This window comes from Shewanella sp. TC10, from assembly GCF_009663145.1.
Taxonomy (GTDB): domain Bacteria; phylum Pseudomonadota; class Gammaproteobacteria; order Enterobacterales; family Shewanellaceae; genus Shewanella.
The window spans coordinates 91,460-104,042 of the sequence record NZ_VKHR01000009.1; the positions used below are offsets into that span (position 1 = coordinate 91,460).

At 41.0% G+C, this 12,583-nt stretch carries 8 protein-coding genes and 1 pseudogene; 4 read left to right on the forward strand and 5 right to left on the reverse strand.

The window, feature by feature from the left end:
• Positions 1-173: 173 nt before the first annotated feature.
• The 4 genes and pseudogenes from mazG to rlmD all read right to left on the reverse strand — a co-directional run bounded on the left by mazG (position 174) and on the right by rlmD (position 5,251).
• Positions 174-1,010, reverse strand: coding sequence for a nucleoside triphosphate pyrophosphohydrolase (gene mazG, locus FNZ24_RS05125; protein ID WP_153913388.1), 837 nt, complete (start codon positions 1,008-1,010; stop codon positions 174-176).
• A 17-nt stretch (positions 1,011-1,027) separates the two neighbouring features.
• Positions 1,028-1,230: pseudogene (locus FNZ24_RS21940) on the reverse strand (hypothetical protein).
• Positions 1,231-1,382: 152 nt separating this feature from the next.
• Positions 1,383-3,590 carry a GTP diphosphokinase gene (relA, locus tag FNZ24_RS05130; protein ID WP_153913389.1) on the reverse strand — a complete coding sequence of 736 codons (2,208 nt, stop codon included), beginning with the start codon at positions 3,588-3,590 and terminating at the stop codon, positions 1,383-1,385.
• A 299-nt stretch (positions 3,591-3,889) separates the two neighbouring features.
• Positions 3,890-5,251, reverse strand: a complete 1,362-nt coding sequence (gene rlmD, locus FNZ24_RS05135) for a 23S rRNA (uracil(1939)-C(5))-methyltransferase RlmD (RefSeq protein WP_153913390.1) — start codon at positions 5,249-5,251, stop codon at positions 3,890-3,892.
• Between the two features lie 101 nt (positions 5,252-5,352).
• Between rlmD and barA the strand changes: the two genes are divergently transcribed.
• The 4 genes from barA to recN all read left to right on the forward strand — a co-directional run bounded on the left by barA (position 5,353) and on the right by recN (position 11,890).
• Positions 5,353-8,181: a two-component sensor histidine kinase BarA gene (gene barA, locus FNZ24_RS05140; protein ID WP_153913391.1), complete on the forward strand. Its 2,829-nt coding sequence runs from the start codon at positions 5,353-5,355 to the stop codon at positions 8,179-8,181.
• Complete coding sequence (locus FNZ24_RS05145; protein ID WP_153913392.1) at positions 8,174-8,785, forward strand: YjaG family protein; 612 nt, start codon at positions 8,174-8,176, stop codon at positions 8,783-8,785. Before barA ends, FNZ24_RS05145 begins: the two co-directional genes overlap by 8 nt.
• 343 nt (positions 8,786-9,128) lie before the next feature.
• Positions 9,129-10,094: an AEC family transporter gene (locus FNZ24_RS05150; protein WP_153913393.1), complete on the forward strand. Its 966-nt coding sequence runs from the start codon at positions 9,129-9,131 to the stop codon at positions 10,092-10,094.
• 137 nt (positions 10,095-10,231) lie between these two features.
• Positions 10,232-11,890 (forward strand): DNA repair protein RecN, encoded by a 1,659-nt coding sequence (gene recN / locus FNZ24_RS05155; RefSeq protein ID WP_153913394.1) that lies wholly within the window; start codon positions 10,232-10,234, stop codon positions 11,888-11,890.
• Positions 11,891-12,109: 219 nt separating this feature from the next.
• Here the strand turns inward: recN and FNZ24_RS05160 are convergent.
• Positions 12,110-12,583, reverse strand: a 474-nt coding sequence (locus FNZ24_RS05160) for a phosphatidylglycerophosphatase A (protein ID WP_153913395.1), incomplete at its 5' end; no start/stop codon positions are given.

Here is a 12,583-nt window from a genome sequence, read left to right on the forward strand (position 1 = left end):
GATAATAATGTTTACTAAGCCAACAGCTTCATTCCATGTGTTTTAAAACCATAACGGCAAAGTAGAATTACCCTAGATAGCTGGCGCTTATGCATCGGCTAAAGCTTAATTGAACCAGAGTTTAATTAAACCTAATCTTAATTGAACCTAAGCTTAAATACAGCTTAGCTGCTTTATGTCTTTTCCTGTTGCTTAACTTGACCCCAATAAGCATCTAACTCCTCTAAGGAATGTTCATTCATGGCCTTACCACTTTGCTTAGCACAGTTTTCCACCCCTCTAAAACGTCGCTCAAATTTCTGATTCGCCTGTCTTAAAGCTTGTTCTGGTTCAACACCCAAATGTCTTGCCATATTCGCAACCGCAAATAGCAAGTCCCCCATCTCATCGACAACTCGCTCATGATAAATTTCTGGCTGCGCTTTTAAGTGCTGCGCTTCTTCCATCACTTCATCAATTTCTTCATGGACCTTTGCTACAACTGGCGCTAAATCAGGCCAGTCAAACCCGACCTTAGCGACTCTTTTTTGAATTTTAATGGCTCGGTTTAAAGCAGGTAACGCCACAGGAATATCATCGAGCAATGAAAACTGTTGTTTCTGTTCCCTTTCTGTTTGTTTGATAGCATCCCACGATTGTTTAACCTTTTGCGCATCAGCTAGTGGTGACTTGGCATCATTAGTTGGAAAAACATGAGGGTGGCGGCGAGTCAGTTTGTCACAGATTTTCTCCACAACGACTTCAAAGTCAAACATGCCCTGCTCTTTCGCTAATTGGCAATAAAACACCACTTGAAATAATAAGTCTCCTAGCTCATCAGGCAGAGACTCAAAATCAGCCTGCTCTATCGCGTCAGCTACCTCATAGGCTTCTTCTAATGTAAATGGCACTATCGTCGCGAAGCTTTGTTGTTTATCCCACGGACAACCCGTTTCTGGATCGCGCAATTTCTCCATAATCGTTAATAATGGCTGAATAACATTATGAGTTTGAGATGGGTCTTTAGACATGAAAAACATCCAAATTATTAGGGACTAAACAAAAAGGTGGAAAATCTAGGGCCAGTTGATCTTTCAAGGTTGTTTTTGCAGCGAGTTGTTGGCCATTTATACAAGGCAGAGACTTTGTGGTGTAGTTATTCTACATAAAAAGTCGATAACGCAGTAAAAATGACCAACAAACGCTGCCCAAAGGGTCGACTAAAAGCGTTTTACTCTTTGTTGGATGCATCTTTGTGAATAAAAGGTGCTTAGATGGCTAGGCATCAACTCATCCGCCTCGATTAAAACGCTTTTATTTCGAACAAAACTTAACCAGCAAAGATCAACAGGCCCTAGCGATTTACCACATCTATCAATTCACATTAACTTATTTGTTAAGCGTTATAAGCGTCTTGCTTCAATCACGCCTTCAATCTGGCCAAGTTTAACGAGAATACGTGATAAGCCATCAAGATTATAAAGCTCTAATTCAAGGTCTACTGCAGCAGTTTGATTCTTTTCATCTGATGTTGAGCTCATCGCCATCACATTAGATTTCTCCGCAGCCAGTACTGTGGTCACATCTCTTAATAAACCGCTGCGGTCATGGGCACTGACCTGAACCTTAATCCGATAACCACCAGAGTAATTCTCGCCCCACACCACTTCAACACTTCTTTCTGGATGAGCGCGCATTAACTCTTTTACTTGAGCACAATCGCTGCGATGAACGGAAACGCCGCGGCCCATGGTGATATAACCAAATATTTCATCACCTGGGACAGGTTTACAACAACTGGCAATATGACTCAGTAAATTACCAACGCCATTGACTTCCACTTGCCCTTTACCTTTTCGAGCAGGTTTTGTGTGCGAACGTTTAATGATTTCTTCAACGATTTCTTGCTCTGAACTTGGCTCTTTGCGCAAGCTCGTTTCGACATAGTTCACAACTTGGTTTAAGCGAAGATCGCCGCCACCAATTGCGGCTAACATGTCGTCCATTGAGTTCATGTTGAATCGTTCAACAGCCACTTGAGCATCTTTAATTTTTAGCGATACACGAGCGAGTTCAGCTTCAAGTAATTCTTTGCCAGCAACCATGTTTTTGTCACGGTCTTGCTGCTTGAACCAATGTTGGATTTTAGAGCGTGAACGAGACGATTTGATGTAGCCTAAGTTTGGGTTTAACCAGTCGCGTTTCGGATTAGGATGCTTTGAAGTAATAATCTCAATTCGCTCGCCCGTTTCAACTTGGTAAGTAAAGGGCACAATACGACCATCCACTTTAGCACCAATACACTTATGTCCCACATGAGAGTGAATATAATAGGCGAAATCCAGTACGGTTGAACCTAGTGGTAAATCAACGACTTCGCCATTAGGAGTAAATACATATGCTCGGTCTTCGAAAACCTGACTGCGCACTTCCTCAACAAGGTTGCCAGTTTCAGCCACATCTTCTTGCCATAATAAAATCTTACGCAGCCAGTTTATTTTCTCTTCATAGCCGCTTTGCTTGCCACCAGCCGTACCTTCTTTGTACTTCCAATGTGCTGCGACGCCGAGCTCAGCATCTTGATGCATGGCTTCAGTACGGATTTGAATTTCGACCGTTTTACCTTCAGGGCCTACCACAACAGTATGAATTGATTGGTAACCATTAGGTTTAGGGTTAGCGACATAATCATCAAACTCACGTGGAATATGATGCCAAAGCGTGTGCACTACCCCTAAAGCCCCGTAACAGTCTTGCAAGCGATCAGTGACAATACGCACGGCACGTACATCAAACAGTTCATCGAACTTAAGATCTTTGCCTTTCATTTTACGCCAGATACTATAAATGTGCTTAGGGCGACCATACACTTTGGCTCTTATCTGATCGGCATCTAATCTTTCTTGCAGTTGAGTCACAAACTTATCGACAAACACTTCTCTGTCGACGCGTTTACCGTCTAATTGTTTCGCAATATCTTTGTATACGACAGGATGAAGATACCTAAATGAAATGTCTTCTAATTCCCATTTAAGCTGGCCAATACCGAGTCTGTTTGCCAATGGCGCGTAGATGTCAGCAACTTCACGGGCAACCAATACTCGGGTTTCTTCATCAACGTTTTTAATCTCGCGTAATAAGCGTAAGCGTTCTGCAAGTTTAATCACCACTGCACGAACATCTTCCACCATCGCAAGCAGCATTTTACGGATATTATCAATTTGCGGCTCGGCAGTACGTGAGTCCTGACTAACCTTCAATGCACCAATGGCTTCCATCGTAACGACACTTGCCACCAGCTTGCTTAAGCTTTTACCAAATTTTTCTTCGATATCTTCAATCGACAAAATGCCTTCATCGTGCACGATAAATAATAAAGAGGCTTGGAGGGTTTCGATATCCATATTCAATGGGGCAAGAATTTCCACCATTTCACGTGCACGGTCTAATAAACCGCGATGAACATCTGGAGTCGGAGTTGGCAGCGCATCTAACTGTTTAATAAGATCCAGCAACATTTGGGCTTCCTCTTCGTTATCAAGATAACGGGTCACCCATTCGTCGATATTAAAATCGGCTGAATTAAAATGTGCTTCTCGGACTGAGACCATAATTAACTTCCTTATTGGTACTTATTTGCTACCAGTAAAACAAGCCTGATTATATTTTCGATAAAAAGGCTATTGCAGATGCGCTCTGCGTTATTACAAAAGAATCATCTTGAATGTTCAGTAATCTATGTCAAATTAATATTAATCATTTTACAAATTCTTACTTAAAAAATCGAAAACGGTTTAATTTTCCATCAAATTTTAGATTAAACAAGGATAACGTATATCAGTTATCAATAATAAAGCATCAGATTGGTAACTAATGTTCTATCGGCAACATTGTGTCCACTAATTAAGCATCACTTTGTTTCAAATAATGCCATTGCCTCAATATGATGAGTTTGAGGAAACATATCTAGCATAGTGAGCTGCTTTAATTTATAGCCCTGCTCGATTAACACTTGGCTGTCTCGCGCTAAACTTGCAGGGTTACACGACACATAAACCACTTTTTTAGGCTTCATTTTTGAAAGCCACTGTAAACTTTCAAACGCACCTGCTCTAGCTGGATCAAGTAATAACTTATCAATACGTCCAAGCCATTTGGCTTCTGATAAATCCGCACTAAGATCTGCATGAAAGAAACTTAGGTTAGTAAGATTATTATCTAAAGCATTTTGTTTCGCTTGAGCGACCATTTCTGGCACCCCTTCAACACCAATAACATCTGCCGCTTGGGTGGCAAGGGGTAAACTAAAGTTACCGACACCACAAAATAGGTCTAATATCCGCTCGTTCTCTTGTGGCTCGAGCCACTCTATCGCTTGCGCCACCATACGCTCATTAATATCAGCATTGACCTGAACAAAATTGCCTGGGCTAAAGCGGCAATCAACTTGGCCATCAGCTAAACTATATTGCGGTAGTTTGATATCTGTGTGTTCACTAGCGTCAGTTGTAGAATGTAATGAATGAATTGCACTGTCATTGTCTTGAACTAGCAAATTAATATTATGGCTTCGGGCAAAGCTAACTAATAAATGCTGATCGCCCTGCTTAAGTTGCTTGGTTATTCTCAGTACTGCAAACAGCCCATTTTCAGCTTCAGTGAGTTCCAAATGACCTAAAGTAGTTTTAGCTTGCAACTGGTTAAGTAGCTCAGTGAAAGGCGTGATAAGTACCGACAATGATTTTGCCAATACATCACATTGTTTGATTTGCACAATATCGCTACTGTTAGCCGCTCGAAACCCTAATTGTAAGGTTTTCGACTTTTTATCAAACAAGGTGGCTAAGCGAGCACGGCGGCGGTAATGCCACTCATTGCCTGTAACCGCTTCTGTCAAAATCGATTCATCAACTTTGGTAGCCAGCTTGCTGATTAAATTGGTTAGAGCGGATTGTTTATGTTCGCGTTGAGCTTCAATGCTCATATGCTGTAAATCACAGCCACCACATTGATGATAATGCGGACATTGGGCGTTAACACGACTGACTGTGGGCTGGTCAACTTTTATCAGTTTGGCTTTAGCATATTTCTTTTTTTGTTCTGTGAGTTGAGCTGTCACCGTTTCACCAGGGAGCGCACCCGGTACAAACACGACTTTCCCGTTATGCTGTGCAATACCTGCACCTAGGTGATCGAGTTGTGATACCGTTAAACTCAACTTTGCGGATAACTGCTTAGTCTTGTTTGGTTTTGCTTTAAAAAATTGCGCCATTTTGGCCTCTGGTTTTGAATAAATTACTGGTCAAGAGTGCTGTGTTTCTGGCAGTCTAGACAACATAATTGATAAAAGTCTTTAGGAATAATAACTTCACGATGAATAATGCTAACAACATGACCAAATACAGCCTCCGTTCCTGGGTGCTGGTACTTGCGTTAGCACCTACTGTCATGGTGGGTATTCTACTTGGAAGTTACTTCACCATAAACCGTTTTTATGAACTTGAAGAAACCTTAATTGCACAAGGTCGCAGTATTGTTGAACCTTTAGCCATTGCGAGTGAATTTGGTTTGGGCACCGAAGATAGAGAAGCCAGTAAACGCTTATTAGCAGCATCTCAACTTAATCATTCTGCATTAATCCACTCTATTGCGATTTTCGACATCGATAACCAATTGTTTGTCACCTCCCATTACCACAAAGATTTTGAAAGCATGCGCTATACCAGAGCACTTGAGTCCCTGGTTGGCAGCCAATTTGAAACCATAGACGACACTATGGTGATCCGCGTGCCTATCATTTCTCATACCGGTATTGCTCAGCGCAATAATAATTACATTGCCAGCGCCTCGCCCGCACAAACAGCAGCGCCAGCGCTGACAAATGCAGAAGGCCAGCAAATTCTTGGCTATATTTCTATTCTACTGAATAAAGAAAATGCCTTACTAGAGCAGCATCGCGCTGCTATTGCAGCATTTGTGATAGTGCTGATTGGTGTGCAATTAAACCTATTTTTTACTTTTAGACTGGTAAAACACGTTAACTACCCCATTACCGAAATGGTCCGGGTGGTGGCAAAAATCCGTGAAGGTAAGCTTGATACCAGATTAGATGGACAACTCATCGGTGAACTGGATTTATTGAAACGTGGTATTAATGCCATGGCGAGCTCATTGTCTGAATACCATGATGAAATGCAGCAAAACATCGACCAAGCCACTTCAGATTTGCGGGAAACCTTAGAGCAAATTGAAATTCAAAACGTTGAATTAGATTTAGCCAAAAAGCGTGCTCTAGAAGCCAGCAGAATTAAATCTGAATTCTTAGCTAATATGTCCCATGAACTGAGAACTCCTCTGAATGGTGTTATCGGTTTCTCGAGGCAATTAATTAAAACGCCTTTGCATTCAAGTCAGCTTGATTACATTAAAACCATTGAACGCAGTGCCAGTAACTTACTCGGTATCATTAACGATATTCTCGACTTCTCTAAACTTGAAGCAGGCAAAATGGTGCTTGAGAAAATGCCATTTGCACTGAGAGAAACTATTTCAGAAACCGTCAGTATTGTTTCAGGCAGTGCCCAACAGAAAAACATCGAATTAGTCATTGATATCGATGATAACGTGCCAGAAAGTGTTAGCGGTGATGCTATGCGAGTTGGTCAAATCATGACAAACCTTATCGGTAATGCGATTAAATTTACCGACCATGGCAGCGTGGTATTAAAAATTCACCTTGTTGGTCAAAAAGATGAAAACATTACTTTGCGCTGTGAAGTGATTGATACAGGTATTGGCATTGACGAAAGTCAGCAAGAATATTTATTCCAAGCATTTGGCCAAGCAGACTCTTCAATCTCGCGACGCTTTGGCGGAACTGGGCTTGGGTTAGTGATTACTAAACGCCTAATTAATCAGATGGGCGGACAAATTGGTTTTACATCGACTCCCAATAAAGGCTCAACGTTCTGGTTTATGCTGCCGCTAGAATTAAGTCAATTTCATATTGGTGAGGTGCTGCATCTTGAAACATTAAGAGATAAGACCCTATTACTGTTTGAAACTCGTGAATTAACACGTGATACCTTTAATCGCCGCTTTGAAGCCTGGGGGCTGCACTTAACCTCGGTAGGTAAAGTAAATCATCTTGAATCGACGCTTTCATCAAGCCAAATACACTATGATTATATCCTCATCAGCTGTCACGGTTTTAACGATGATAAACAGTTGCTCGAGTTTTTGAAAATCGCCAGAGAGAAAACCGCTTGTTTAGTACTATTGCATGACTGCATTGAGCAACAAGAGATTCTCAATAAAGCTTTACGTCCAAATACTGACATATTGATGAGTATGCCAATCAGTGACTACGATTTAGCGAATCAACTTATCCATCCACCAACCCAAACGGCGTTGCTAACAGAGCAAAGCCAAGAGGTGGTTTATGAGCGCAAGAATCTAAGTGTGTTGGCTGTAGATGACAACTTAGCTAACCTAAAACTTATCGACACTCTGTTAAAAGAGATTGTGGTCAATGTCATTTCTGTCAACAATGGCGACGATGCAGTTAAATACGCCAAGCAACAAGCCTTTGATGTCATCTTTATGGATATTCAAATGCCTGGCACTGATGGAATTAAAGCCACTAAGCTAATTCGCCAAGAATCACTCAATCGAAACACTCCTATCATTGCTGTCACCGCTCACGCTATTGCAGAAGAGCGCGAATTGATATTAGGCAGCGGCATGGATGGCTACTTGCCAAAACCAATTGACGAAGCCGCTCTAAAGGGCGTCATCAACCGCTGGATAAGTAAACCTAAATTTACCCATTTTGATATGCACACACTCAATTGGGAATTATGTTTGGCTCAAACGAATCAAAAACCTGATTTAGCGATCGAAATGCTGCAAATGTTGGTGACTTCATTACCTGAGAGTGTCAGCAATATAGAAACCGCAATGAAAGAGGCCGATAGCGATCTAATGTTGCAGACAGTCCATAAACTTCATGGCGCGAGTTGCTACTGCGGAGTGCCAAATACCCAAAAGCTTTGCCAAGAGATAGAGTCAGCCCTGAAGAAAAAAATTAGCCTTGATGATCTAGAACCAGAAATACTAGAGTTACTTGATGAGCTAACTAAGGTAGAATCAGCTGCAAATCAAGTGATATCACAGTTATCAGCGGATGTTCCCCATGAGTAATAAACCCGGCTTTTTTAAACGTTTGAAAGCGTTATCTTTACCTCAAAAGCAATTATTTGCGACCGCACTTTGCCAGCGCATGCTACCTAACTACCAATTGTTTTCAGAAGTATGCGAATTTGGCGAGCCAAAAATGTTAAGCACGGTATTGGACTTACTTTGGCAGTCCCAGTACGACAAAAAACTTAAGTTTAACTACGACATTCACTTACAGCGTCTTGAAGACAACACGCCAGATCCAAGTGAGTTTGAAGCATACGGTGTTTACCCTGCAATGGATGCAGCTGTTGCATTAACAACGCTTTTGGGTGGCATTCAAGGCAAAATAGAAGAAGACATTACTAATATCAGTAAACTGTCTTCAAGTACCGTCGCCAATTACATTGAAGCCATTAGCGTAGAAGAATTGCAAGACGAACTGAATGAAGAAGTCGTTGAAGAGTTTGTTTTCAATCATCCAGTGATGAAGGAAGAAAAAGAACTTCAAGGTATGCTGCTCGATATTATCGAAAGTAATCCTAAGATTTCTGCAGAGTTCATTAAAGAGCTTCGTAAAGAAATCATCGATGCTGGTGTTTCTAATATTGGCATTAGCGCTCAGTAAATAGCTCCGGTTACTCTGTTAAACCTGAGATAATTGTGGGAGTGTTTCCAGCAACACTCCCTTTAATCTTTCCATGTATTTATCATCTAAAGTAAGACCTTAATCGCATTTTCTTTTACGTTATTTAAAGTAGACTCATTAATAGAGCCGAAATTAAGGGCTATGACTCATTCAATTTACAACCCAAAATTTCTTGTATTACCTACAAGCTATTGAAGCTTGTAATCTATTAATTCATCTTGATATTTAGAATTTTAAGATTGAGTATTTTATGCTTTAATCGCTAAAACACTCGCAACTAGCGCCTATCATTATCACTTTACTCATTAACAAGGATTGAGGGATGCCCAGTATTCTTACCCCTCTTATTGCCGTTTTCGGAATCATGCTTTTAGGCTTTGTTATACAAAAGCTTAAAGTTTTGCCACATGATACTGACTTTACCCTTAATGAATATGTCTACTACGTTGCCTTCCCTGCAATACTGTTTATTGCCTTAGCCGAAACAGACATTGATGAAATCTTACAATGGGGGTTTATTTTCTCATTTGGCCTTGCCATGGTGGTAACCTATTTTGTCACAGCTATCATTTCGTTATCAGCTGATAAAAAGCAACCCGCTTTAGCTGCTATCAGGGGGCTTAATACCAGTTTTGGTAATACAGCCTTTATTGGGATCCCCTTGATGATGATGCTATACCCTGATAATAATCACGCAGTGACTGCGGCGGCCATTGCCAGTTTATTATCTATTGTGATGTTCGCCTTTGCGATGGTCAGTATGGAATTAGCCATTAATAAACAGCAAAAACATCATCCTGTGATTATTATGCTCAATGCACTCATCAGTAACCCAATTGTTATTGGTTGCGCCCTAGGGGTTGCAGCCTCCACGGTTAAGCTTCCCATACCAGATAGTCTTAGCATGATGATGCGACTTATTGGCAACACATCGAGCCCTTGTGCCCTGTTCGCAATTGGTATGGTATTAGCTAAAGCCATGCACGGCAGTACAGAACCAGCAATACCGAGACGTCATATCGCTATCGAAATGACCGTGCTCAATACCTTAAAACTGGTATTCCAGCCGGTTATCGCCTATTGCTTGTTACGGTATTTCAATGTCGACACTGAACTTCTAATGATGGGGGTTATTCTTGCTGCACTTCCTTCTGCGGCAAGTGTTTACTTACTTGCTCAGCGTTATCAAACCTATGCTTTAGCCAGTGCTAAATGCATTCTTATCAGTACCATTGCCACTTTTATTACCTTGCCTATTATTGAAAAACTACTGCATGGCTTAAGTTAAACAAGCTTTTAAAAGCTGATTCAGCGTTTAAATATTCGACAAGCAAAAATCTTCAACCAGTACTTTACTGTATAAAAAAACAGTGTACACTGTTTGTAGATACAGTGGTTTGATGATTATTCACACAAGGATTGATTATGCTTTGCCAATTAAGCATTAATAATTTCGCGATTGTACGTTTTCTAGAGCTCGATTTTAAAGCCGGCATGACCAGTATTACTGGAGAAACAGGCGCAGGTAAATCCATCGCAATAGACGCACTAGGTCTCTGCCTTGGGAATCGTGCAGATGCTAATACGGTAAGACCCGGTGCTAGCAAAGCAGAGGTAAGCGCTCGTTTTACTCTAGATGATGTTCCTTTCGCCAAGCGTTGGCTTGAAGATAATGATCTTGATGTTGAAGAAGAATGTATTTTACGTCGAACCATTAGTGCTGATGGTCGCTCGCGCGCCTACATTAACGGTAATCCTGTCCCACTTTCTCAATTAAAAGCATTGGGGCAATTATTTGTTGGCATACATGGTCAACATGCGCACCATGCAATGCTTAAAAGTGAGCATCAACTTACCTTACTCGACAGCTATGCAAACCATAAACTGTTGCTTGATAGCGTAAGTAAAAGCTATCAACGCTGTAAAAATATAGAAAATGAACTTAAGCAATTACAGCAGAACCAACAAGAACGTATTGCAAGAAAGCAGCTGGTTCAGTATCAAGTTGAAGAGTTAGACGAATTCGCACTTTTACCTGGTGAGTTTGAACAAATTGAGCAAGAGCATAAACGCCTTGCTAACGGCACTGACTTAATTGAAAGTTGTCAAAATACCTTACAGCTCCTAAGCGAAGATGATGAACATAATGTTGAGTCACTACTTAACCGAGCAGTGGGATTTGCAGATAATTTACAAAGCTTTGACCCTAGCCTTAAAAACATTGCAGAAATGCTCAATGAAGCCTTAATACAGGTCCAAGAAAGTAGTAGTGAAGTTCAAGACTACCTCAGCAGAATAGAGCTCGACCCAGAACATTTTGCTTATCTCGAGCAGCGTATTTCAAAAGCAATGCAATTGGCCCGTAAACATCACGTCCAAACAGAAAACTTAACGGAGCATCACCAACAGCTTAAAACAGAACTGTCAGCATTAAGCAGCGATGCTACTCGTCTTGATGAAATCCAGCAACAGGTCGACGATAGCAAACTGGCTTATATTGCTAGCGCACAAAAGCTAAGTCAAAGTCGTCAGCGATATGCTAAAGAATTAAATAAACTGGTGACTCAATCGATTCATGAGCTGAACATGCCAAAAGGAAAATTCAGCATTGCTGTTAATTTTAACCCTGACATACAGTCATTGGTGGGAAGTGACCAAATAGAGTTTCAGGTTACCACTAATCCAGGCCAGCCATTACAGCCCATCGCCAAAGTTGCTTCAGGAGGAGAGTTGTCGCGTATAGGTTTGGGAATACAGGTTATAACCGCTAAAAAGGTTTCCACCCCGACACTGATATTCGATGAAGTTGATGTGGGCATATCAGGCCCTACAGCCGCTGTGGTTGGCCGAATGTTGAGAAGCTTAGGAGAATCAACGCAAGTTATTTGTGTAACTCACTTACCGCAAGTTGCAGGTAACGGACATCAGCATATGTTGGTGAATAAATTTACCAAAAGTGGCGGCACTGAAACCCAAATGAAGCCTCTCGATAAAGAGCAACGTATTAGTGAGCTAGCAAGGCTTCTCGCAGGTGACGTTATTACTGAAAATACCTTGGCGAATGCTAGAGAACTTTTACACTAATTTTTACTCATTAGGTCTTTCATTAAAAATGACATAAACAGAGTCAAAATATTATTAGTTATTAGCATCTATTAACAGCACCTATTACCAACCACTATCTAGAAACAACTATCTAGAAACGCTCACCTTTAGCTCATAAAAAAGCCCACTTTAAGGTGGGCATTTTTATGTAGTTCACTGCATAGCTATTGCGTTAGCCACAGTTGATTCCATTTCTGTTTACACAAAATAATAAATAGCTTGTAAACACACTAACGCAAAGATGCCAGCAAGCACATCGTCAATCATAATGCCAAAACCACCGTGAACTTTGGCATCTAACCAACGGATAGGCCATGGTTTTAGAATGTCGAAGAAGCGAAATAATACAAAACCAATCACTAACCAGATCAAGCCAGCTGGGGCTGCAATCATGGTAATCATCAGTCCTGCCACTTCATCCCAAACGATTGCGCCATGATCATGTACGCCCATGTCCTTTGCCGCTTTATCACAAATATAAAAACCAACAAGGGTACTAATTACAGTAATAATGATAAAAGGCGTTAAACTTAAGTGCCCCATTAAATAAACCAATGGAACAGCTGCAAGCGTACCAAACGTGCCAGGGGCTTTAGCTGCTAAACCACTACCAAACCCTAATGCTAAAAAATGCACCGGATTTTTTAAAGAAAGTTTTAATACTKSTGGATA

Bases quoted from the DNA above. Each gene is read 5' to 3' on its own strand.
- mazG (WP_153913388.1), bottom strand. From the start codon at position 1,010: ATGTCTAAAGACCCATCTCAAACTCATAATGTTATTCAGCCATTATTA.
- relA (WP_153913389.1), bottom strand. From the start codon at position 3,590: ATGGTCTCAGTCCGAGAAGCACATTTTAATTCAGCCGATTTTAATATC.
- rlmD (WP_153913390.1), bottom strand. From the start codon at position 5,251: ATGGCGCAATTTTTTAAAGCAAAACCAAACAAGACTAAGCAGTTATCC.
- barA (WP_153913391.1), top strand. From the start codon at position 5,353: ATGAATAATGCTAACAACATGACCAAATACAGCCTCCGTTCCTGGGTG.
- FNZ24_RS05145 (WP_153913392.1), top strand. From the start codon at position 8,174: ATGAGTAATAAACCCGGCTTTTTTAAACGTTTGAAAGCGTTATCTTTA.
- FNZ24_RS05150 (WP_153913393.1), top strand. From the start codon at position 9,129: ATGCCCAGTATTCTTACCCCTCTTATTGCCGTTTTCGGAATCATGCTT.
- recN (WP_153913394.1), top strand. From the start codon at position 10,232: ATGCTTTGCCAATTAAGCATTAATAATTTCGCGATTGTACGTTTTCTA.